General features: G+C 71.8%; 15 protein-coding genes. 10 read left to right on the top strand and 5 right to left on the bottom strand.

Annotated features, from left to right (window positions below; all coding sequences use genetic code 11):
• Positions 1-452: 452 nt before the first annotated feature.
• The 3 genes from ABT352_RS40240 to ABT352_RS40230 form a co-directional block, all read right to left on the bottom strand.
• Entirely contained in the window at positions 453-4,067 is a 3,615-nt protein-coding gene (locus ABT352_RS40240) for a condensation domain-containing protein (RefSeq protein ID WP_350950332.1), read from the bottom strand.
• Positions 4,064-6,562 (bottom strand): amino acid adenylation domain-containing protein, encoded by a 2,499-nt coding sequence (locus ABT352_RS40235; protein WP_350950331.1) that lies wholly within the window; start codon positions 6,560-6,562, stop codon positions 4,064-4,066. Before ABT352_RS40235 ends, ABT352_RS40240 begins: the two co-directional genes overlap by 4 nt.
• Before the next feature lie 68 nt (positions 6,563-6,630).
• Complete coding sequence (locus tag ABT352_RS40230; RefSeq protein WP_350950330.1) at positions 6,631-6,843, bottom strand: MbtH family protein; 213 nt, start codon at positions 6,841-6,843, stop codon at positions 6,631-6,633.
• A 118-nt stretch (positions 6,844-6,961) separates the two neighbouring features.
• Between ABT352_RS40230 and purF the strand changes: the two genes are divergently transcribed.
• The 4 genes from purF to ABT352_RS40210 are packed head-to-tail and all read left to right on the top strand — an operon-like array spanning position 6,962 to position 11,538.
• Complete coding sequence (gene purF, locus ABT352_RS40225; RefSeq protein WP_350950329.1) at positions 6,962-8,503, top strand: amidophosphoribosyltransferase; 1,542 nt, start codon at positions 6,962-6,964, stop codon at positions 8,501-8,503.
• Positions 8,504-8,535: 32 nt separating this feature from the next.
• A complete protein-coding gene (locus tag ABT352_RS40220) occupies positions 8,536-9,255 on the top strand; it encodes a methyltransferase domain-containing protein (RefSeq protein ID WP_350950328.1) in 720 nt (239 codons plus the stop codon).
• Positions 9,252-10,469, top strand: a complete 1,218-nt coding sequence (locus ABT352_RS40215) for a DegT/DnrJ/EryC1/StrS family aminotransferase (protein ID WP_350950327.1) — start codon at positions 9,252-9,254, stop codon at positions 10,467-10,469. The genes ABT352_RS40220 and ABT352_RS40215 overlap by 4 nt, the downstream gene beginning before the upstream one ends.
• Before the next feature lie 52 nt (positions 10,470-10,521).
• Entirely contained in the window at positions 10,522-11,538 is a 1,017-nt protein-coding gene (locus tag ABT352_RS40210; protein ID WP_350950326.1) for an ATP-binding protein, read from the top strand.
• Positions 11,539-11,693: 155 nt separating this feature from the next.
• Here ABT352_RS40210 and ABT352_RS40205 read toward each other — a convergent pair whose 3' ends face one another.
• Complete coding sequence (locus ABT352_RS40205; RefSeq protein ID WP_350950325.1) at positions 11,694-13,118, bottom strand: cation:proton antiporter domain-containing protein; 1,425 nt, start codon at positions 13,116-13,118, stop codon at positions 11,694-11,696.
• A gap of 274 nt (positions 13,119-13,392) precedes the next feature.
• Here ABT352_RS40205 and ABT352_RS40200 point away from each other — a divergent pair, with 274 nt between their 5' ends.
• The 3 genes from ABT352_RS40200 to ABT352_RS40190 are packed head-to-tail and all read left to right on the top strand — an operon-like array spanning position 13,393 to position 16,732.
• On the top strand, positions 13,393-14,109 hold the full coding sequence (locus ABT352_RS40200) for an LmbU family transcriptional regulator (RefSeq protein WP_350950324.1): 717 nt from the start codon (positions 13,393-13,395) through the stop codon (positions 14,107-14,109).
• 14 nt (positions 14,110-14,123) lie between these two features.
• On the top strand, positions 14,124-15,980 hold the full coding sequence (locus tag ABT352_RS40195) for a non-ribosomal peptide synthetase (protein WP_350950323.1): 1,857 nt from the start codon (positions 14,124-14,126) through the stop codon (positions 15,978-15,980).
• A complete protein-coding gene (locus ABT352_RS40190) occupies positions 15,977-16,732 on the top strand; it encodes a thioesterase II family protein (RefSeq protein WP_350950322.1) in 756 nt (251 codons plus the stop codon). Before ABT352_RS40195 ends, ABT352_RS40190 begins: the two co-directional genes overlap by 4 nt.
• 19 nt (positions 16,733-16,751) lie before the next feature.
• Here ABT352_RS40190 and ABT352_RS40185 read toward each other — a convergent pair whose 3' ends face one another.
• Positions 16,752-18,110 carry an MFS transporter gene (locus ABT352_RS40185; RefSeq protein WP_350950321.1) on the bottom strand — a complete coding sequence of 453 codons (1,359 nt, stop codon included), beginning with the start codon at positions 18,108-18,110 and terminating at the stop codon, positions 16,752-16,754.
• Positions 18,111-18,231: 121 nt separating this feature from the next.
• On the opposite strand from ABT352_RS40185, the gene ABT352_RS40180 reads away from it, so the two are divergent.
• The 3 genes from ABT352_RS40180 to ABT352_RS40170 are packed head-to-tail and all read left to right on the top strand — an operon-like array spanning position 18,232 to position 23,447.
• Positions 18,232-18,990 (top strand): FkbM family methyltransferase, encoded by a 759-nt coding sequence (locus ABT352_RS40180; RefSeq protein ID WP_350950333.1) that lies wholly within the window; start codon positions 18,232-18,234, stop codon positions 18,988-18,990.
• Complete coding sequence (locus tag ABT352_RS40175) at positions 18,987-20,219, top strand: cytochrome P450 (protein ID WP_350950320.1); 1,233 nt, start codon at positions 18,987-18,989, stop codon at positions 20,217-20,219. Before ABT352_RS40180 ends, ABT352_RS40175 begins: the two co-directional genes overlap by 4 nt.
• 12 nt (positions 20,220-20,231) lie before the next feature.
• On the top strand, positions 20,232-23,447 hold the full coding sequence (locus ABT352_RS40170; RefSeq protein ID WP_350950319.1) for a non-ribosomal peptide synthetase: 3,216 nt from the start codon (positions 20,232-20,234) through the stop codon (positions 23,445-23,447).
• Positions 23,448-23,548: the final 101 nt, after the last annotated feature.

Below are 23,548 nucleotides of genomic sequence, written 5' to 3'. Positions count from 1 at the left end.
ATGGCACTGCACGGCATCGGCGCGGCCCACGACCGCCCCCATTGGCGGGCCGAGGCCGACGGTGTCATCACCCTCCTGCTGGACGGGCTGCGCCGCCCGCTATGACAAGGTGCGACGCGAGGTCGCATGCCGCGAGCGAAGGATCCGGCCAGTGGTACGGCGGCGAAGACGCGGTCCGGGATGGTCACCCGGCTGATGCCAGCTACCGCTTCGTCCTGGACCTGTCCGACCTCGACCAGCCCGCATCCTGACCATCCCCGGCGCAACGGGCCGGTGGGTCACGACGGGCCCCCGTCATCACCGGCCGGTGCGTCGCCGCTCAAAGCCCGTGAGGCTCTCGCGGAGGACGGAGGACGTCGGGATTGGCGGGTTTCCCGACAACCCAACGGTGGGAAACACGTTCCGATGAGGCGACCCCCCGCGAAGGAAGGTCGCCTCACCAAGGGGATCGGTCAGCCGAGCAGCTCCGAGAGCCTGGTGTCCGGCTCCGCCACGGCGCGGGTGAGCAGCGCCGCCACCCGCGACAGGCGCTCCTCGACCTCCTTGCGGTCCCACAGCTCGACGGCGTACTCCAGGTCGAGCACCACCTGCTCCCCCGCCATCCCGGCGTACATCTCCAGCTCGTAGCGGTTCGCCCTGGTGTGTACGTAGTCGAACCCCACCTCGCACCCGGCCAGCTCCGGGATCGCCGGTCCGTCGCCCGCCCAGTCGGACGTCACCTGGAACAGTGGCATCCTGCGCGGGTCCGGGTGGATCCTCAAGGCCCGCACCACCTCGTTGAACGGGGTGCTCTGGTGGGCGTACGCCTCCAGCACGGTCCTGCGCACCCGCCCGGCCAGCTCGGTGAAGGTGGGGTCGCCGCCGCAGTCGACGCGCAGCGCCACCATGTTGACGAAGCAGCCGACCACGCCCTCCAGGCCGGGCAGCGGCCGGTTGTCGGCGGTGGTGCCGATCACCACGTCGTCCTGGCCACTCCACTGGGCGAGCATCGCCGCGAACGCGGCCGTGACCAGCATGTAGGGGGTGGCCCTGTTCTGCCTGGCCAGCGCGAGCAGCCGCCGCGACTCCGCGTGCGGCAGGCGGTGGGCGATCATCTCGGTGTCGCGGCTCTCGCGTCGCCCGCCACGTGTCCTGGGCAGGACCAGTTCCGGTGCCTCGCGCAGCCGCTCGCGCCAGAAGCGTTCCGAGGCCGCGGCCTCGGGGCCGCCGAGCCAGGCCTGTTCCCAGGCGACGTAGTCGGCGAAGCGCAGGTGCGGAGCGGCGGGGGTGGCGTCCCGCTCGGAGTACAGGCGGCCCAGCTCGCCCACGAGCAGCCCGATGGACACGCCGTCGGTGACCAGGTGGTGCTGGACGAGCGCGAGGACGTGGTCGTTCTCGCCGAGCCGGTAGAGGGTGGCCCTCACCAGGGGGGCGGCCGACAGGTCGAAGCCGCGGTCGGCGTCGCTCGCGGTGCGGCGGGCCGCCTCCGGCGCGCGTTCCTGCTCCGGCAGGCCGGTGAGGTCCTCGACGGGCAGTTGGACGCGTACGCCGGGGTCGAAGCGCAGCACCGGCACGTCGCCGACGAGCGCCACACGGGCGCGCAGGTTCTCGTGTCGCGCGACCAGCGCGTCGAACGCGCCGCGCAGGGCGTCCGCGTCGAGCGGGCCGCGCACCCGGTAGGTGACGGCGGCGATGAAGTCGCGGGCGTCGCCGCCCGCGAGCTGCTCGTTGATCCAGATCTGCAGTTGCGCGGTGGACAGCGCGCTGGTGTCGGGCTCCTCGCCGTCCCGCCCGATCTCCCCGGTGCTCCCGGCCTTCCCGGCGGGGGTCGTACGGCTCGCGCGGCCCGCGTCCCCGAGGGTGTGCTCCAGCGCGGGATGCCTCGCCGCCATGTAGTCGGCGAGGTCGGCGGGGGTGCAGTTCTCGAAGAGGGCCATGAGCGGTACGCGCACGGCGAGCACGGAGGCGATCTCACGCACCAGGCGGGCCGCGAGCATGGAGTGGCCGCCCAGGGCGAAGAAGTCGTCGTCGGGCTCCACCTCGTCGAGGTTCATCACGCGCGCCCAGATGACGCAGAGCGCGGCCTCCAGGGCGGGCAGCTCGGTCCGCTCCGCGCGCTCGCCGGCGTCGGGCAAGCCGCCGGTCTCGACGCGGCCGTCCTCGGCGCGCGGGATGTGGTCCACCGGCACGACGACGGCGGGCACCATGTACTGCGGCAGCCGCTCGACGAGGGTGGCGCGCAGCTCGTCGGGCGGCGGCTCGGCGACGGCGTAGGCGACCAGTTCGCGGCCCGCGCCGCCCTCGACCGCCACGACGGCGGCGTCGCGTACGGCGGGGTGCGCGCGCAGGACCTCCTCGACGTCCTCCAGCTGCACCTGGAAGGGGCCGATGCCGACCAGGCGGTCCTCGCGCCCGCGTTCGACCACGCGCCCGTCGGGCCTGCGGATGGCGAGGCGCCCGCTGGGACCTGCCACGCCCTCGCCGCCTGAGCGGTGGACCAGCCGGCCGACGGCCCCGGCGGGCAGCACGTTGCCGTCGTGGTCGAGCACGGTCACGTCGCCCTGGGTGAGGGTGACGAGCTCTTCCGGGCCGATCATCGGGATGTCGGCCAGGGGCCGGGTGGGGTCGTCGGCGACGGCCCGCAGCACCCGGTCGTAGTGGCGCATCACCCGGGCGATCGTGGCCTCGTCGAAGAGGGCGTCGTCGTACTCGACGAAGAGGTCGACCCGGTCGCCCCGGCGTACCGCCTCGACCGCGACGTCGAAGCGGGACCGGCCGCGTGTCACCTCGACCTCGGCCGCGGGCACGCCGCCGATGGAACGCTCGGCCGCCCCGGCGTCCCACATGGTGAAGACGACCTGCACGAGCGGAGTGTGCCCGGCGTCTCGCTCGGGCTGCAGGAACTCCACGAGTTTTTCGAAGGGCACGTACTGGTGGTCGAAAGCGTCGAAGGCGGCCTCGCTGACCGCGTCGGCCAGGTCGGTGAAGGGCATCTCGCCCGCCGGGCGCAGCCGTACGGGCACGATGTTGGCGAAGAAGCCGAGCGTGCCGTCGAACTCGCGCCCGGGACGGCCGGGGGCGCCGGTGCCGAGCACCATGTCGCCGCGTCCCGTGTAGCGGTAGACGGTGGCGGTGAAGGCGGCGAGCAGCACGGTGAAGACGGTGCCGCCGACGCGTTCTGCGACCTCGCCGAGCGGGCCCGTGAGGGCGGGGTCGAGCGGGAAGCGCTCGCGTCTGCCCGCGCCGGCACGGCGGCGTGGGCGGGGCCGGTCGGCGGGCAGTTCGAGCACGGCGGGCGCTCCGTCGAGTTCCCGCCGCCAGTGGTCGACGTCGGCGGCGAGGCGGCCCCCGCTGAACTGTTCGCGCTGCCAGCGGGCGAAGTCGCCGTACTGGGCGGGCGGCTCGTCCGGTGACTTCTCCCGTGTCCCGTCCGATGACTCGCCGGGTGGCCCGTTCCGCGGCCCGTTCCGCGAGCCGTTCCGCGAGCCGTTCCGCGAGCCGTTCCGCGAGCCGTTCCGCGACTCGCCGGGTGGCTCGTCACGTGGCCCGCTCGGCGATTCACCGGGCGGCTCGTCGTGTGATCCGCCATGCGGTCCGCTTCGGGGCCCGCCGGGGAGTTCTCCCCGGTAGGCGGCGTCAAGCTCGTCGAGCAGCAGGTTCATCGAGAACCCGTCGCTGATGATGTGGTGGACCCCGAGCACCAGCGCCTGCCGATCCGCGCCGAGCGTGACGAGCGAGGCGCGCAGCAGCGGTCCCGAGGCGAGGTCGTAGGGGGCCTCGGCGACCTCGCGGGCGTACTCCATGAGCGCCTGCTCGCCGCCGACGGTCGCCTCGCGCAGCACGGGACCTCGGTCCCAGACCGCCTGCACCGGTTCCGCGCCCTGGTAGACGAAGGTGGTGCGCAGCACGTCGTGCCGCGCGACCACCTGCTCCAGCGCCCGCCCGAGCCTGGCGGCCTCCAGCGTGCCGTCCAGGACGAGCACCTTCAGCTCGTTGTACGAGCCGTTGCCCGGATCGTCCTGCTCGACGAACCAGAGCTGCTCCTGAAGGTAGGACAGCGGGGCGGTACGGACGGGCAGACCGGTCACGACGGCCCCTCCGTCTTTCTCGCGATCACCCAGAGGAAGCGTGACTCCCCGAGCGGTGTCCGTTGTGCCACGACCTCGTCGCGTTCGGGGGCCAGGCCCGCCTCGCGCAGCAGGCGCAGGTTCTCCTCGGTGGGGAAGCCGGAGAAGAACATGGTCGAGCCGAACCACTCCTCCACCGCGCCGGGGATGTCCTCGGTCATGAGCGTGGCGAGCAGCAGGCCGCCCGGCTTGAGCCAGCGGGCGATGCCCTTCAGCAGGGCGGGAAGCTCCTCCCTCGGCAGGTGGGTGAGGGTGTAGATGGACACCACCGCGTCGAAGGAGGCGTCGGGGAACTCCGCCTCGGCCATGTCGGCCTGGACGAGCGTCGCGCCGGGCAGGGTCTTCGCGGCGAGCCTGAGCTGCTCGGCGGAGATGTCCACGGCGGTGAGGTCGTGTGCCTCGGCCAGGCGGCGCGACGACTCGTGGCCGCCGCCGACGCCCAGCTCCAGCACGGCCGCGTCCTCGTCGGGCAGCATGCCGAGCAGGTGGCCGGTCCAGGTCATGCGGGGGCCGTCGGAGAACTCCGACTGGAAGGCGGCGTAGCGGTCGGCGATGTCGTCCCAGCCCTCGCGGACGATGTCCTTGATGTCGGAGCGGACCTCGGAGTCGACGGCGTCGGCGACCCCGGCGATGGTGGGCCGGTCGAAGAACTCGACGACCGGCACCTCGATGCCGAAGGTCGTGCGTACCTTGCCGAGGAGCTGGATGACCTGGATGCTGGTGCCGCCCAGCTCGAAGAAGTGGTCGTGCGGGCCGACGGAGTCGACGCCGAGCAGCGGTTTCACGATCTCCTCGGCCACCCTGCGCCGGGTCGGCGTCCACTCGGCGTCCTCGGCGTCCTCGGCGTCCTCGGCGTCCTCGGCGTCCCTGGCGTTCTTGGTGTCGCCGGTCTCCACGGCGGCCGCGCGCCGCCCCCTCGCCTCGGCCAGGGCGTCGCGGTCGACCTTGCCGGCCGGGGTGAGCGGTATCTCGGGCACGTGGACGAACTCGTTGGGCACCAGCGGGGCCGTCAGCCACCTGGCCGCGGTCTCGCGCAACTCGGTGACGCCGGGGGGTTCGGGGGCGGTGGAGACGACGTAGGCGATCAGGCGGGCGTCGCCGTCGTCGCGCGCCTCGGCCTCGACCACGGCGTGCGCGATGTCGGGGTGCCTGCACAGGGTCGCCTCGATCTCCTCCAGCTCGACGCGGACACCGCGGACCTTGACCTGGCGGTCGGCCCGCCCGGCGAAGACCAGCTCGCCCTCGGGGGTCCAGCGCACCAGGTCGCCGGTGCGGTAGAGCCTCTCGCCGGGCGTGGTGGCGAACGGGTCGGGGACGAAGGAGGCCGCGCTCGTGCCGGGGCGGCCCAGGTAACCGCGTCCGAGGCCGGGGCCTCCCACGTACAGCTCGCCGACCGTGCCGATCGGGACGGGACGCATCGACTCGTCCAGCGCGTAGGCCCGGTGGTTGGGCATGGCGCGTCCGATGGGCGGCGAGGCGTCCCAGTGTCCCTCGCACTCCTGGGTGATGACGCCGACGGTGGTCTCGGTGGGGCCGTAGCTGTTGACGAACCTGCGTCCGGCCGCCCAGCGGGTGGTGAACTCACCCGAGTAGCTCTCGCCTCCGACGGCGACGACCCGCAGGTCGGGGAAGTCACCGGGCTCCAGCAGTCTCAGCACCCCGGGGGTGCCCATGTAGACGGAGATGCGGCGCTCGCGCAGCAGGTCGCGAAGGCGCGTCGAGGAGGTGCGGGTCTCGGTGGAGGCGACGTGCAGGGCCGCGCCCGACAGCAGCGCTCCGAAGGCGTCGAAGGTGGAGACGTCGAAGGCGATCGAGGAGAACTGCACGAAGCGGTCCTGGGGAGAGAGCCCGTACAGGTGCTGGGCGCCCCTGACGAACGCGGTGACCGCGCGGTGCTCGATGAGGACGCCCTTGGGGGCCCCCGTGCTGCCGGAGGTGTACATGACGTAGGCGAGGTTGGCCGGGTGCAGCCGGATCTCGGGGTCGCTCTCGTCGTTGCCGGGGTGGTCGTCGACGTTGACCACGCACCACGGGCCGGGCGGCACCTCGGCCTCGGTGGTGGAGTCGGCCAGCACCACGGCGGTGCCGGCGTCGCGCAGGATCGCCTCGACCCGTTCCGGCGGGTTGCCCTCGTCGATCGGCACGTACGCGCCACCGGCGGCCAGTGTCCCGAACATGGACACGACCATGCCGGCCGAGCGGCGCTGGTAGACGGCGCAGCGGTCCTCGGGGCGCAGGCCGAGGGCGAGCAGGTGTCCGGCGAGGCGGTTGGCGGCGCGGCGTACCTCGTCGTAGGTGAGGGTCGTGCCCTCCTCGTCCGTCAGCGCCGTGGCGTCGGGCGACCTGGCGACCTGGGCGGCGAACCGTTCGATGACGGTCGCCGGCTCGTCGGCCAGCTCGGTGCGGTTCCATTCCTCGACGACCAGGCGCGCGTCGTGCTCCTGGATCGTGTCCATCGGCTCCTCCTTAGGGGGACCGTCCTCGGGGGACCGTTCGTCGGCGGGCTCCTCGGCGGGCGCGCGGGTCAGGGGCGCTCGCCGTCCATCCAGCGGCGCAGGCTCAGGGGACGCATGTCCGTCCAGACCTCCTCGATGTGGGCCAGGCACTCCTCACGGGTGCCGTTGTGGCCGACGCTGCGCCAGCCCTCGGGAATGTCACGGTCGGCCCACCATATGGAGTACTGCTCCTCGTGATTGCGCACCACCGTGTACTCGGCCGTATCCACTGACTCTGCCATTCGACTCTCCTTTGCCTCATTCGCCATTCGACACGACGTTGCAATCAAACAATGCCATGGTCAAGCAGAAGCGATTTAACGCACTTTCCGCGAAATGTTAGGGTTTTGAAGGGGAGCTATGTGTGGAATAGCCGGCGTATCTGTTCTCGATGGGACCGCCGGGCGACCGGCCTTCGACGGGCTCGTCACCCTGCAGCACCGTGGCCAGGAGTCGTGGGGCATCGCGGTGGCCGGACCCGAGGGCGTGGAGGTCCGGCGGTCGCTGGGGTTCGCCTCGCGCTCGGACTGCGGTGACTCCACCCGCGGCGACTGGCCCGCCGGGAGGCTCGCGGTCGCCCACACCCGTTACTCCACCACGGGCGCCACGCTGCTGGAGAACTCCCAGCCCTTCGTGCACGAGGCGCGGCGCATCGCGCTGGCGCACAACGGGGATATCACCAACGCCGCCGAACTGCGCGCCCGGCTCGGCCGCGAGGGCTACGCGTTCCGCTCGACCAGCGACTCCGAGGTCATCCTCGCCCTTCTCGCCGGCGCCCTGAACGGCCTGAACGGGCCGGACGGTTCGGACGGCTTGCACGGCGCGGCCGCTCAGGACCGTCTGAACGGTCTGAACGCCGTTGATGGCCCGGCCTCTCAGGACAGTGATTACCCCGACTCCGACCCGATCGTGGCGGCGGTCGCGCGGGCCGTGCGGGTGCTGCGCGGCGCGTACTCGGTGGTGTGCGCCGTCGGCGACCGGCTCGTGGCCTTCAGGGACCCGCACGGCATCCGTCCCCTGGTCGCCGGGTTCGCCGAGGGCAGGGCGGTCGTCGCCTCGGAGACCTGCACCCTCGACGCGCTCGGCTGCTCCGGGCAGCGGGAGGTGGAGCCGGGCGAGCTGCTCGTCCTGCGCGACGGACGGCCGATCGGGACGTACCGCGTGGCGGCCCCCGCCCCGCGCGGCTTCTGCGTGTTCGAGCACCTCTATCTGACCAGGCAGGACTCCAGGATCGGCGGCGCCAGGACCGGCGCGACGCGGATGGCGTTCGGTGAACGGCTGGCGCTGGAGTCCCCGGCGGACGCCGACCTGGTCGTGGCCGTCCCCGCCTCCGGTGTGCCCGCCGCCAGGGGGTACGCGCGAGCGGCCGGACTCCCGCTGGCCGGGGCGCTGGTCCGCGACGAGCAGGTGGGCAGGACGTTCATCGAGCCCGACAAGCGGCTGCGCGAGCGCAAGCTGCGGCGCAAGTTCTCCATCGGCTCGCCGGTGGACGGGGCCAGAGTCGTGGTGGTCGACGACTCGATCGTGCGCGGGTCCACCATGCGGCGCATCGTCACGCTGCTGCGCGAGTCGGGGGCGAGCGAGGTGCACGTGCGGATCGCCGCTCCGGCGCTGATCGCGCCCTGCCACTACGGGGTGGACATCGTCGACACCGGCGAGCTGGTCGCGACCGGCCGCGAGATCGGGGAGGTGTGCCGGATCATCGGCGCGACGAGCCTGGCGTACCTGTCGGTGGCGGGCATGCGGCACACGGTCGGCAGCGCGGCGGGCGAGGGATTGTGCGAGGGCTGCATCACCGGCGAGTACCCCACCCCGGTGAGTCAGGGACGCGACAAGTTGAAGCTCGTACCCGCACAGGCCCTGCGGCACGCGACGCCTCCGGCGGCCGTCCACCCCCGTTGACGGTGATCAAGGCCGCGCCTAGCCTCCGCCAGATGGGACCCAACACACAGCACACACAGCACATGCGGCCGACCGGCTACGACGACGACGGTGGATGCGACGCCCGGTACACCAGGACCGCCTGCCTGTGGGGACGCAGGCCCGACCGGATCTCCGACGCTCTGGCAGACGCGCTCTCCCTGCCGGCGGCCCCCGAGGAGATCGGCCCGCCCTCCTCACCCCCCGGCGCGGGCGCGCCCGCCGTCCTCGACGTGGGGTGCGGTGAGGGACGCAACGCGGTGCGGCTCGCCCAGCGGGGCGCGCGGGTGCTCGCGATGGACGTGTCGGCCGCCGCGCTGGAGAACGGCGCGCGGGCGTGGGGTGACGCCGGGGGGATCGAGTGGCGGCGGGGCGACGCGCGCACCGCCGATCTGGAGCCCGCAGCGTTCGGCGGGGTGCTGGCGTGCAGCGTCCTGCACTGGCTGGAGGACGAGGAACAGGTCGCCGACGTCGTCGCCGGACTCCAGGCCGCGACCAGGCCGGGAGGGGTGAACGCCCTGCTGATGTTCAACCGCGGCCACGCCTACGTACCTCCCGCCGGCGAGATGCGCATGCCGGTCCTGCTGCCCCACGACTGGTATCTCGCCAGGTACGCCGGGTGGACCGTGCTGAGCGCCACCGACACCGACTCCACGCACACCCACAAGGGCCACGAGGAACCGCACACCCACGCGGTGACCAGGCTCGTGGTCCGCAAGGGGGCGGTCGCGTGAGCCCGCCGCACCCGCTCGAATGGCCGGTCTACGACGACGGCGTGGCGGCCAGGGTCGCCGAGCTGGTGACACTGGGGCGCACGTTCGACTACGACTACGGCCCCGAACTGGCCGAGCTGGAGCGGTCGTTCGCCGAGCGGCACGGCCGCGCCCACGCCCTCGCGCTCACCTCCGGCACCGCGGGACTGCTCGCCGCCTACTTCGCGCTGGGCATCGGCCCCGGCGACGAGGTGATCGTCCCAGACCTCACGTTCTTCAGCACCGCCTCACCGCTGTTCCTGCTGGGCGCGGTACCGGTGCTCTGCGACGCGGGCGGCGCCGACGGGAACGTGGCCGCGGCGGACGTGGAGGCGCTGGTCACGCCCCGTACGGTCGCGATCGTCGTCACCCACCTGTGGGGCCACAGCTGTGACATGGACGCCCTGCGCGCGGTGGCCGACCGGCGCGGGCTCGCGCTGGTCGAGGACTGCTCGCACGCCCACGGCGCCACCTTCCGTTCCCGGCCCGTGGGCTCCATGGGCGACGTCTCGGTCTTCAGCGTGGGCGGCAGGAAGCTGATCTCGGGGGGCATGGGCGGCATGCTCCTCACCGACTCCGAGGACGTCTTCGCCCGCGCCTGCCTGCTGACCAACTTCCGGCACCGCACCGACCTCACCATCGACGCCGCCCGCTACCAGCCGTTCCTGCTCACCGGGCTCGGCGGCAACTTCCGCATCTCCACGCCGGGGGCCGTGCTCGCCCAGAGCCACCTCGACCGCCTGGACGAGCTGGTGGAACGCAGGGGGGGCAACATGTCCGCCCTGTCCGCGGGGCTCGGCGCGCTGCCGGGCGTGCGCCCCTCCCCCGTCGCCGAGGGCGTCACGATGGGGGCGTGGTACGACGGGGTCGTCGAGGTGACGCCGGAGTGCCCGTTCAGCCGGGACGAGCTGGTGGGTGCCGGTCAGGAGCGCGGCCTGAAGGTGCGCGCCCCGGCCACCCGGCCGCTGCACGTCTTCCCGCTCTTCCAGGGCACCGCGCCCGACTGGTCACCGGCGGTCGCCGCAGCCGTGCGGGCCGCCGCGGCGGTGAACGACCGGCCGTTCCCGCGTTCCACGGAATTGTTCGCCAGGTGGATGAAATTGCCGGTGAACTTTCTCTGGGAACCGAACTCACCACTGGTCGGCGCGTATCTCGAGGCGTTCGACGACGCATTCTCGATGGCGCGTACCGCGTAACGTCATTCCTGTTTCCAGCGTCGATTCCGGAGTAATCCACATGAGCCGACAAATGTCTCCCGTCATCCATGCCGTCGCCCCCGCCAGCCTGGAGAGCTGGTTCGGTCACTTCGTCGACCTCGGCCCGCGGGACCGGGTCGTCTTCACCGGCGAGGGCCACCGCGTCGACGTGGCCCCGCTGCTCGACGCGATCGGCGAGACGCCACGGGCGACGGTGGTCTTCCACTCCAGCCACACGACACTCGGCCGCGACCAGCTGCTCGCCTTCCGGCTCCGCGAGCTCGGCCACGGGGCCGAGTGCCAGTCACGGCTGTGCGCCTCGCTGGGCAGCGACAAGATCCTGATGAAGGAGTTCTTCGACCGCTACCACCTGGTCTCCCCGCCGTGGGCGCGGGCCGGTGAGCCGCTGCCCGAGACGGGCCCCGACACCCCCGTGGTCATCAAGGACCGGCACGGCACGCAGAGTGTCGGCACCCGGCTGGCCCGGGCGGACGAGTGCCGCCTCGCCCCCAACGAGCTGGGCGAGCTGTATGTCGACGGGATCGAGTACTCGGTGCTGGTCTACCGCGACGAGCACGGCACGGCGACGTTCCCGCCGGTGTGGAAGGGGGCGACCTCGCCCGACCTGGTCCCGCCGTGGCGGCGGCTGCGGCTGTGCCCCGGCCCGACGCTCGGCGGCACCTGGGAGCGCAAGCTGCGGGCCGTCGGCAAGCGGCTCGCCGACCTGGCCGAGGCGCACGGCTACCTGGAGGTGGAGTTCCTGCTGACCAGGACCGGGGAGGTGCACCTGCTGGAGATCAACCCCCGGGTGTCGGGCACCATGCGGCTGGCCGCGATGGCGACCCGGCTGCCGATCTTCTCCCTGCACGCCCGGCCCGAGCTGCGCGACCACCTGTACGCCGCCCGCTTCAGCGGCGAGATCCCCTACAGCGGCGACCCGATCACCGACGCCGACGGCGAGGTGTTCGCCACCTCCCGGCTCACCGTCGCCGGGGAGAGCCCGCAGGAGGTCCGCGCCAAGCTGCGCGAGCTGGGCACGGAGCCCCGGGTGCTGCCCCGCGCCTCCTGACCCCGCTCCCCCGCCTCCCCGCCCCTCCTCTCGCCTCCCCCGTTCACGGCTTCCCGCCTCCCCTGTTCTTCACCGGCCCCCTGCTCTCTTCTCGCCGGCTTCCCGCTCTCCCCCTCCCCGATTCCGGCCTCCCGTTCTCGGCCCCCGATCTCGGTTCAGGCGGATCGGGGCACCGCTCCCGCCGCCTCGGGCTCCCCTCGGCTCCCGTCCGACGCCTTCCCGTCGCGCCGCGCGTCCCACCGGTCGAGCAGCCCGAGCAGGGGCGCCGTCGCGGCCGTGGAGACCAGCGCGACGATCACCAGCATCGTGAACAGCGCCTGGGTGATGATGCCGAGGCCGAGGCCGATGCTCAGGATCACCAGCTCGGTCACCCCCCGGCAGTTCATCAGCACCCCGAGCCGCACGGCCTCCCGCCCGGGTACGCCCATCGGCCTGGCGATGACCATCACGCCGCCGACCTTGCCCACCACGGCGACGGCGAGGATCAGCAGGCACCATCCCCACATGGCCAGGTCCTGGCTGAGCAGCCCGATCTGGGTGTTGAGCCCGACGAAGGCGAAGAAGGGCGGCAGCAGGAAGGAGGTGGTGAAGTCCTGGGTGCGCTCGCGGACCCGTCGCAGCCGTACGTCGCCGTCGCGCGGGAACAGGACGCCGAACAGGAAGGCTCCGAAGATCAGGTGGATGCCGATCAGCTCGGTCAGCAGTCCTGAGACGAGCAGGCCCACGATGACGACGGGCAGCGTCGCCTCCTGGGAGAGCCCTCGGCGCAGCAGCCGGGTCAGCAGTGGCCGTACCACCCCGACCATGAAGGCGGCGAAGGCGACGGTGAGACCGAGCGTGCGCAGCGCCTCGGCGGGCGAGGAGCCCTTCGCCATGGTGACCGCCACGGCCAGCAGCAGCCACGCGGTGACGTCGGCGATGGCGGCGCAGGTGACGGTGAGCGCTCCGGTCGGGGTGTGGAAGAGCCCGCGTTCCAGCAGGATCCTCGCCAGTACGGGAAACGCGGTGACACTCAGCGCGGCCCCGACGAACAGCGCGAAGACCGGGAAGTCGACGGAGGCGGCCGCCAGCGGCGGGTAGATCAGCAGGGCGAGCGCGACCCCGAGCGCGAACGGGATCGCCACGCTCGCCTGGCCGCAGAGCGCCGCGACCCGGCCCCGGCCGCGCAGCAGGTCTCCGCGCAACTCCAGCCCGACCAGGAACATGAAGAAGGCCAGCCCGAACTGGGCCAGCAGGTTCAGATACGGCATCACGGCGCTGGGGAACAGCGCGCGGTAGGCCTCGGGCCACACGGCGCCGAGCAGGGAGGGGCCGAGCACGATGCCCGCGGCCATCTCCCCGATCACCCGGGGCTGACCCAGCCCGCGGAAGACGGCCCCGCCGAAGTGGGCCAGCGCGACGACCACCGTGACGGACAGCAGCAGCAGAGGGGTGGCCGGCACCTCCTGCTCCCGCCCCGGCTCCACCGAGGGCACCGGGACGGGACCGGTGGCCGTCCCCGGGTCGAGTCCCAGCATCAGCAGCGCCAGCACGGAGGGCAGCACGATCGCGAGACCGTACGCGACCAGAGAATGACGCAAAGTGCGCGTATTCGCGGACCGAAACCTTGGATACGGCATGATCGATTCCATTTCCGAGAGGTTGAATTCTGAACCGGCGCGTATATCACAGAGCAAAAAAAATCGCCAAGCTGATTGGAGACTCAGCTGGTCAACGGCGTGTTTTCGTATTTCCGTTGTACATCAGGAGGGCCGTCTCGAAATTACTCATGATCGAAAGTGCGCTTTCCGGAACGACGGGTAAGGGACAGACCTGACTCACTCCAAGTGCACAGAAATCCGGAGGAACAGTCGCATGCAGGTGCTCTCCCCCAACCGAGAGGCGAACCGCCAAGTCCCCCCATCCTGTGATGAGAGGCCTCCCGTCCCGGCACCGCGCCGCAGTAGCCCACAGGGCTCCAAGCTGGCCCTGGACGCGTCCGCCAAGCCCCGGAGGACCGGGCTGCAGCTTCCGTCGAGCCTCCCCTTCGACACCTGGCGGCGGATCGGTCACCAGATCTCCCTCATCGCCGACTCCTCCGCCTGGTGGCTCGGCGACTGGCTGGTCTACGGCGAAACCGAATACACCGACCGTTACAAGAGAGCGGTCGAGGAGAGCTCCCTGGATATCCAGACCCTGCGCAATTACGCCTGGGTCGCGCGGCGATTCCCGGTATCCCGCCGGCGAGACAAGCTCAGCCTTCAGCACCACGCGGAGGTGGCCGCGCTTCCCGACCACGAGCAGATGCTCTGGCTGGACCGCGCCGAACGCTTCAACTGGTCCAGAAATCGTCTCCGCAGCCAGATCAAGGCCCACCGCACCGCGGCCCTTTCCGCGTCGGACCGGGCAGCGCAGGCCGCCAAGGAGAAGGCCGTCATCCATATCGACGTACCGGTCGACCAGGAGCAGTCGTGGCGTGACGCGGCCCGCCGGATGAACCGCAGCGTGGAGGAGTGGGCGAGGCTCATCCTCAACCAGGTCGCCACCGGTGAGATCCCCGCACGCGAGCTCCGCGACGCCAAGGCCGGGTGAGGAACGGAGGACAGGTGGACGCCGTCCACACGCTGTTCGAGAAGAAGGCGTCCGAGGCGCCGAACAGGACGGCCCTGGTCTCCGGGGCCGTCCTGTTCACGTATCGGGACCTCGACGCCCGTGCCAACGGCCTCGCCCGCTCGCTCCTGCGACGCGGCGTCGGCCCCGAGACTCTCGTCCCCCTGCGGCTTGACCGCTCCCCCGACCTGCTCGTCGCGCTGCTCGCCGTCTGCAAGGCGGGCGGCGCGGCGGTGCTGCTCGACCCCGGCTGGCCCACCGACCGTGTCGCCGCGGTCCTCGACGGCTGCCCCGTGGTGATCGACGGCCCCCTCGACGCCGAACCCTCCGCGGAGAGTCCCGGCGTCCCCGTGCACGAGGACCAGCTCGCGTACGCGGTGCACACCTCCGGGTCGACGGGGCGGCCCAAGCTCGTCGGGGTGACCCACCGGGCGATCGCCCACCGGGTCGCCACCCACGCCGAGGCGTACCGCATCACCCCCGCCGACCGCTCCAGCTGGCTGGCTCCCCCGGCCTCGTCGGTCTCGGTGGTGGAGTTGTGGCCGTACCTGTGCTCCGGCGCGAGCGTGCACGTCGCCGACGCGGCGACCGCGGGCTCGCCACCGGAGCTGCGCGACTGGATGGTCGCCTCGGGCATCACCCGCGCGTACGTGAACATGCCGCTCGCCGAGCTGCTGTACGGCCTGCCGTGGCCCGAGCGGACGGCGCTGCGGCTCATGACGGTCGGCAGCGACGCGGTGCGCGTGTGGCCCTCGCCCGACCTGCCGTTCGAGGTCGCGGTGGAGTACGGCTCCGCCGAGGCCAACGGCGTGACGAGCTGCCTGGTCCCGCTGGAGGACAGCCTCACCTCGGTCACCGCCGACGAGGCCGCCAGGCGCGCCCGGCCCCCCATCGGGCGCGCCTGGCCCGACGTCGGCGTGCCCGTCCTCACCTCCGGCCTGACTCCGGTCGCGGCCGGCGAGGTCGGCGAGCTGTTCGTGTCCGGGCCCGAGCTCGCCCGGGGCTACCTGGGTGAGCCCGCCCGCACCGCGGAACGCTTCCTGCCCGCCCCCTCGGGCGGAGGAGGCCGTCTCTACCGGACCGGTGACCTCGTGCTGGAGCGGCCGGACGGGCGCCTTGAGCACCGCGGCCGCGTCGACCAGCAGGTCAAGATCCGTGGCCATCGGGTGGAGCCCGCGGAGGTGGAGGCCGTACTGCTCGAACACCCCACGGTGCGCGAGTGCGTCGTGACGGGCGTGCCCGGTCCAGGCGGCGACCTGAGACTGTGCGCCTACGTCGTCAGGAACGGCGCCGCGCACGACGGCCCGAACGCTTTTCTGAGCGGCACTACGCCCGATGTCACAGACGGCACCGCGAACACCACCGCAGAGAGCATCACGCATGGTGCCGCGCGCGAAACCTGGGCCGGGGAGCTGCGCGCCTTCACCTCGGCGCGTCTGCCCGCACCGATGGTGCCGGTCGCCTGGACCGCGATGGATCGGCTGCCGCTGAACTCCGGCAACAAGGTGGACCGGCGCGCGCTGCCCGCGCCCTCCTGGGGCGATCCCCGCGGAACGGATCACCCGGGAGCCGGCGCCCCGGGGGAAGCCGCTCCCCCCGGAGACGGCGGGCACGAGAAAGAGACCGACCTCGTGACGGCGGGGGTGCTGGAGCTGTGGGAGCAGGCGCTCGGGGCGCGCGGCGCGCTGGGCGACCACTTCATCCGCTCGGGCGGCGACTCTCTTTCGGCCACCCGTCTCGTCGACCGGATCGGGACGCGCTACGGCGTGCGGATCCGGCTGCGCGACTTCCTGCGGGCGCCGACCCCCGAGACCCTCATCCGGAACATCAAGGCGGAAGGAAAGGCGAGATGACCGAGAGGAAGCGGAGGAGGAACCGCCCCACGTGGCTGTTGCGCACCCCCGACCCCGGGGCGAGGGCGAGGCTGTGGTGCCTGCCGTACCCGGGGGCGGGGGCGTCGATGTACCACGGCTGGCCCGCCGAGGTGGACGGGATCGAGCTGTGCCCGGTCCAGCTGCCCGGCAGGGAGAACCGGCTGCGCGAGCCGTTGTTCGAGAGCTACGCGGCCGTCGCCGCCGAGATGCTGGAGGGCCTGGAGCCCTACCTGGACCGGCCGTTCGGCTTCATCAGCCACTGCGGCACGGTCTTCATCGGCTACGAGGCGACGTTGCTGCTCATGGAGCGCGGCGGCCCGCTGCCCGGCCACCTGTTCGCCTCCTCGATGGTCCCGCCGCACCGGGCGTCGTGGCCGAGCATCCTCAAGCTCGACGAGGAGCAGGTGGGCGCGCTGGTGTCGGACCTCATGCGGGCGCGTGGCGCCGAGCCGATGCCCGAGCTGGTGGAGATGGCCGCGGACGTCATGCGCGCCGACGTGGCCGCCTACGGCCGCTTCGACAAGACCGACCCGGTGGAGCTGCCGTGCCCGATCACCGCGATCGGCTGGTCGGGCGACACGCAGATCCCCCCGGAGCAGATGGCCGGCTGGGAGTCCTACGGCGAGGCCCGCTACACGGTGCTGGACGGCGGGCACTGGAGCTACCTCCAGGCGCCCGCCGCCCTGCTGGACGAGATCTCGCGGAGCATGTCCGCGCGTGTCCCCGGTTGAACGAGTCGAACCGTTGACCTCAGACGCCCTTGCCGTCCTCGCGCCCGCCGGGTCCTTCGGCCTCGGCGGGCTCCTCGTCGTCCCGCAGGAACTCGGCGTCCTCAAGCCTGCGCAGGTGCGGCACCGGGGAGCGGAACAGCAGGATGATCCAGGGCAGCAGGAACGCGGCCCCGGCGTAGATGGCGGGCTTGATGCCGATCAGCTCGCCCAGCACGCCGGCCAGCATCGCGGACAGCGGCAGGATGCCGAGGTAGACCGCGCGGCTCGCGCCGATGACCCGGCCCCGCAGGTGGTTGGGGATCACGTACTGGAAGAGCGTGAGCTGGCCGATGTTGCCGGCCACCACGCCGAACACGGTGACGAACCAGATCACCGAGAACAGGGTGATCTGCAGCCACTGCGGACCGGCCACGAACGGCGTGAAGCACAGCACCCGGAACGCGATCAGGGCGGCCATGATGCCTCGGCCGTAGCCGAGCTTCTCGAACAGCTTGCTCGCGAAGACGGCGCCGACGACGCCGCCGATGCTGCCCATCGCGTAGATGAAGCCGATCCAGGTGCCCGACAGCTGCAGTTCCCTCGCCGCGTACAGCAGGAACAGGGTCAGGATCATCATCGACCCGAAGTTCGCCCCGGCGGAGTTGATGATGAGCGGCCGGGCGTAGTCGTTGCGGTAGGTGACCTTCAGGCCGTGCTTGATGTCGTGGAGCATCGCCGCGACGGCACCGCGCCCGCCGCTGTCCTTGCGCTCGACGGGCGGCTCGACGTGACGGATGCGCGACAGGGCGAAGGCGGAGATGAGGAAGGCGATCGCGTCGCCCAGCATCACGTACGCGGGCCGGAACAGGTCGATGAGCACGCCGCCCGCGCTGGATCCCGCGATGGCGCCCACCGACTCGGTCGCGGCCATCCGGCTGTTGCCGGCGACCAGGTGCTCCTCGCTCAGCAGGGTCGGCATGTAGGCGGCGTAGGCGATCCCGAAGACCACCGACAGGCCGCCGACCACGACCGCGACCACGTAGAGCACCCACATGTCGAGGAAGCCGACGAAGGCCGCGATCGGGATCAGCATCACGATGCCCGCCCGCCCGAGGTTGGAGGCGACCATCAGCGGCCTGCGGCGGTAGCGGTCGATGAGCACGCCGGCGACCAGGGTCAGCAGGAGCGCGGCGATCGTGCGCATGCTGTTGAGCAGCCCGACCTCGAAGGAGGTGGCCTGCAGCATGAGGATCGCGGTGAGCGGGAGTGCCAGGGTGGTCAGCTCGGAGCCGAGGACCGAGACCGACTGGCCGGCCCAGAGCCGGTTGAAGTCGGGGTTTCGCCAGAGAGAGGGCGGCTTTTCCTCCGGCGCCCTGACTTCTGTTCCCTGAGTGTCCATGAGATCGTTCCGTCCTTGTCGGGTTTCACCTCTGGTTGACTGTAATAAGGTTTTTGTTAAGGGTGATGATATGCGAAATCACCGAAGAGGCACACTGGAAAACAATCGGCGAGTGCGCCAGATGACACTCCCCGACGGTCATGTGGTATTCCAGCTCAATCCCGCCGAGACCAGCCTGCAGTATCGCAGTATCGTGGGCGACAGAAGCTACTTCAGGCATGATGTTCGCCTTGAGCCCGGAATGACGGTGTTCGACGTGGGAGCCAACATCGGAATCGCCGCACTGGCGTTTCATTGGGAATGTCCGGGCACCCGGATTCTCGCGTTCGAGCCCGCCAGGCCGCTTTACGACGCGTTGTGCGCGAATCTGTCCGCCCACGGCCTGAACGCCAGGGCGTTCGACTGCGCGCTCTCCCGCGCCCCGGGGACGGCGGTCATCACCGTCTACCCGGAGACCACCGCGATGTCGGGGATGTACACCGACGTCGACCACGACGCCGAGGTGACCAGGACATTCCTCGCCAACAGCGGTTTCGCCCCCGAGGACGTGACCGACATGGCCGAGGGCAGGCACGTCACGGAGAAGCAGGAGTGCCAGGTGCGGACGATCTCCGAGGTGATGGCCACCGAGGGCGTGGACCGCATAGGACTGTTGAAAATCAACGTCGAGAAAGCCGAATGCGATGTCCTGGACGGAATCGCTCCCGGTGACTGGGAGGCGGTCGACCAAATCGTCATGCAGGTCCACGACATCGACGGCAGACTCGCGTCCGTACGCGACGATCTCACCGGCCGTGGATTCCAGGTCGACATCGGCCAGGATCCCCTGCTGAAGGACACGGACATCTTCGACGTGTACGCACGGAGGAATTCCCTATGACAGTGGACACGACCGTGAATCTGAAAAATCTGGATCTGGCGGATCCGGACATCTACACGGCCCCCGACTCCGGCCTCGGCGTCCTGCATTACCTGCAGGAGCACCGGCCGATGTTCTGGAACGCCAGGTCGGACGGGCCGAGTTTCTGGGCTTTCACCAAATACGCGGACGGCGTCGCCGTCTATCTCGACAAGACGAATTTCACCTCCGAGCGGGGCATGCAGGTGGGGCAGACCGAGTCCGCCGCCCGCGCCGCCGCCGGCAAGATGCTCATCGTCACCGACGGCCGCCACAGCCGGCTGCGTGACGTGATGAACCCCGCGCTCACCCCCCGGGTGGTACGCCGCCTGGAGGGCGCGATGCGCGAGACGGTGGGCGGGATGCTCCAGGAGAACGCCCAGAAGGACTCCTTCGACTTCGTCGACACGGTGGCGGGCAGGCTGCCGCTCTCGGTCATCTGCGAGCTGCTGGGCGTGCCCCGCGCCGACTGGGACCTGATGATCCAGTGGACGCGCACCGCGTTCGGCTCCGCCGCCTCCGACGACGTCATCTCCGACGCCGAGAAGGCCGAGGCCAACGCCAACATCTTCGCCTACTACGCCGACCTGCTGGCCGAACGGCGCGACGACCTCGGCGACGACGTGATCAGCGTGCTGATCCGCGGCCGGATCGACGGGATCCCCCTCACCGACGAGGAGATCCTGCTCAACATCAACGGCCTCATCACCGGAGGCAACGAGACGACCAGGCACGCCTCGGCGGGGGCCGTCATCGCCCTGGTGGAGAACCCCGACGAGTGGCGACGGCTGCGCGAGGACCCCTCGCTCATCCCGACCGCCGTGGAGGAGGTGCTGCGCTGGACCGCCCCCAGCCTCAACGTCATGCGCACCGCGCTGCGCGACACGAAGATCGGAGATCAGACCATCCGGGCCGGTGAGCGGGTCAGCGTGTGGCACCCGGCCGTCAACCGCGACGAGGACGCCTTCCCCGACGCGCGCCGCTTCGACGTCGGGCGCACCCCCAACAGGCACCTCACGTTCGGCCTCGGCAAGCACCTGTGCATCGGCGCGGCGCTCGCCAGGTTCGAACTGCGCGTGCTGCTGGAGGAGCTGACCCGCCGGGTGGCCCGCATGGAGCTCACCGGGCCGGTGAAGCGACTGCGCTCGAACCTCATGTGGGGCGTCGACCGCGTCCCCGTCCACCTCGAACTCGACCACGCCGGGCACTGATTGGAGCACCCCATGCCGGACAGTAAGACTTCGCTGTCGCCGATCCAGGAGAGCGGGTGGAGGTCCTACCGGGCCAAACCCGCGGGTGACCACACCGACCAGGTCACGCTCGCGGCGCGGTTGCGCGGCCCCGTGGACGAGAAGGCCCTCATCGCCGCGCTGGAACACGTGCTGGAGGCGCGCGAGGACCTGCGGCCGGCGTTGCCCGGCGACTCCGGGGCCGAGCCCCGGCGCGCCGGTGTCCCTTCACCGGTGGAACTGGGCAGGCACGACGCGAGCCGCCGCGAGGAGGCGCTCGCCCGGCTCGTCTCCGAGCAGGCCAACCGGGGCCTCGACCTGGAGAACGGCCCGCCGGTGCGGATCGCCCTGGCGCGGATGGCCGACGACGACCACGCGCTCGTCGTGACGGCGCACCGGCTCGTGGCCGACGAGCGCGTCCTGGCGGGCCTCGCGCGGGAGATCTCCCTGGCGTACGAGGACGCCTCGGGCGCCACGCTGCGTGCCTCCTCCAACGGCCACGCCTCCCCCGTCGGCTCCTCCAACGGCTCCCCTGCCGACCACGCCGCCGTCGACGGCGCCAGCGCCGGCGGGGAGGCCGCGGACCTCGCCTACTGGCGTGAGCGGCTCGACGGCATGCCCCCCGCCCTGGACCTGCCCTCCGACAGGAGCCGTCCCGCCGTACCCGGTTTCACCGGTGCCCAGGTGACCTTCACCGTCCCGCCGGAGACGGCCGCGCTGGTCGAGACCATGGCCCGCGAGGCCGACGCGGAAAGTGCCACCCGGGCCGCGCGGGCGATGACGCTGTCCCGCTGGTCGGGGCAGGCGGAGACCGTCCCGCCCGGCGAGACCGACACCCGGGCCGTCACGCTGGCCGCGTGGGCGGTCGCGCTGTGCCGCTGGTCGGGCCAGGACGAGGTCGTGGTCGGCGTACCCGTGCCCGCCGCGGAGCGCGCCCCGGCGTTCCCGATCCGGATCGGCTGCGAGGGCGACCCCTCGTTCACCGCCGTCGTCGCCCAGGTGCGCGACGCGCTGGACGAGGCGGCCGCGCACGGCTCCTACCCCGCGCACCGGCTGGCCGAGGAGCTGGAGCTGGACGCCTCCAGTGGCGTGCAGCCGTTCTACCAGGCGGAGTTCGACCAGGCAGCCCCCGCCTGGGGCGCGCTGCGGCTGCCGGGCGTCCAGGTCTCGCCCCTGGTGGCGGGCCGTTTCCCGCTCGCCTCGGACCTCGCGCTCGTCCTGGTGCCCGGCTCGCTCGACGGGAAGCTGCGCTACGGGCTCGACCTGTTCGACGCGCCGGGAGCCAGGACCAGGGCCGAGCAGTACGTCACCCTGCTGTCCGACGCCGTGCGCGACCCCGCGCGGCCCATCTCGTCGCTCTCGCTGCTGGACGCAGAGCAACTGCGGCTGGTGGTCGAGGAGTGGAACCGCACCGAGACGCCCTTCGACGAGGAGGCCGGCATCGGCGCCCTGTTCGAGGCGCGCGCCGCCGCCGCCCCCGACGCGCTCGCGGTGCTCGCCGGTGAGCGGCGGCTGACCTACCGGGAGCTGGACGAGCGCGCCAACCGGGTCGCCCACCGGCTGATCCGCGACGGGGTGCGGCCGGGCCACATCGTCGGCTCGATGACCGGCCGCTCGGCCGAGGCGCTCGTCGCCTTCCTCGGCATCGTCAAGTCCGGCGGGGTCTACCTGCCGTTGGATCCGGCGCTGCCGCCCGACCGGCTGGGCTACATCCTCGACGACAGCGGGGCACGGCTCGTCCTCACCGGCGCCGAGTACGCGGGCCGGGTGCGCGACGACCGGGTGCGCACGATCGAACTGGACGCCGAGTGGCGCACGATCGAGGCGGAGGAGCCGGGCACGAGTCCCGGCCTGACGCCCGCGCCCGACGCCCCCGCCTACCTCATCTACACCTCGGGCTCGACCGGGCGGCCCAAGGGCGTGGAGGTGCCGCACCGCGGCGTCGGCAACCTCGCCTCGGCCCTGTCCCGGGAGTTCTCCCTGACGTCCGACGACCGGGTGGCGCTGTTCGCCTCGCTCAGCTTCGACGCCTCGATCTGGGAGATCACGATGGCGCTGCTGAACGGGTCGGCACTGTGCGTGCTGGACCCGTCGGCCATGACCCCGCAGGAGACGGCGAAGGCCATCTGCGAGCAGGGGGTGACCGCGGCCACGTTCCCGCCGACGTTCCTCAGCACGCTCAAGGGCGACGAGCTGGACACGGTGCGGCTCATGGTCGTCGCGGGCGAGCACTGCCCGACCGGGCTGGTGCGGACCTGGGCTCCCGGCCGTGTCTTCGTCAACGCCTACGGGCCGACGGAGACGACCGTGTGCGCCACGATGGGGACCTGCGACCCCGCCGCCGCGTACGCGCCGCCGATCGGCCGGCCGCTCGCCAACTTCCGGGCCTACGTGATGGACCGCTGGCTCAACCCGCTCCCCGCGGGTGTGCCCGGTGAGCTGTACGTCGGCGGCACCGGCCTGGCGCACGGCTACCGGGGCAAGCCCGGCCTGACCGCGCAGTCGTTCATGCCCGACCCGTACGGCCCTCCCGGTGCCCGGCTCTACCGGACCGGCGACCTGGTCCGCTACCTGCCCGACGGCCGGCTGCAGTACGTGGGCCGGGTGGACCACCAGGTGAAGATCCGCGGTTTCCGGGTGGAGCCCGCCGAGATCGAGGCCGCGATCACCCGCTACCCGGGGGTGCGCGAGGCCGTGGTCGGCGTGCGCGACGACCGGCTCGTCGCCTACGTCGTGCTCGACGACGCCTCCAGGATCATCGCCGACCGCAGCGGCCTCACCGGCGAGCTGCACCGGTTCCTGCAGGGCTCGCTGCCCGCGTACATGCTGCCCTCCTCGTACGTGACGCTGGACGCGATGCCACTCACCTCCTCGGGCAAGGTGGACCGCCAGGCGCTGCCCGAACCCGGCGGCGACGGCGGTGACGACGGTGACGACGACTTCGACGCGCCGCAGACCGCGACGGAGCAGACGATCGCCGAGATCTGGGCCGAGGTGCTGAAGCTCAGGCGGATCGCCCGCGAGGACGACTTCCTGGAGATCGGCGGTCACTCCCTGGTGGCCGCGCAGGTGATCACCCAGGTGCGGGAGAGGTTCGCGGTGAACGTGCCGATCCGGGTGCTGTTCGAGAACCCGGTGCTCGCCGACTTCGCCGAGGCGGTGGACGGCGCTCTCGCCAAGGCCGAAGCCAAGGCCGAGGCGAAGGTCTGAGCCGTGAGGCCCGGGCTTCGCGCCCGGGCCTCGGGCGGCCGGGGACACCCCCCCCCCGGAGAGCCCCCCCCCCCAACCCCCCCGAAAGCAGGGGCCCCGTG

Source organism: Streptosporangium sp. NPDC000563 (genome assembly GCF_040299985.1).
In the GTDB taxonomy this organism is placed as follows: Bacteria; Actinomycetota; Actinomycetes; order Streptosporangiales; family Streptosporangiaceae; genus Streptosporangium.
Note: the sequence above shows the minus strand (reverse complement) of the source record. Positions and strands in the feature narration are given on the sequence as shown.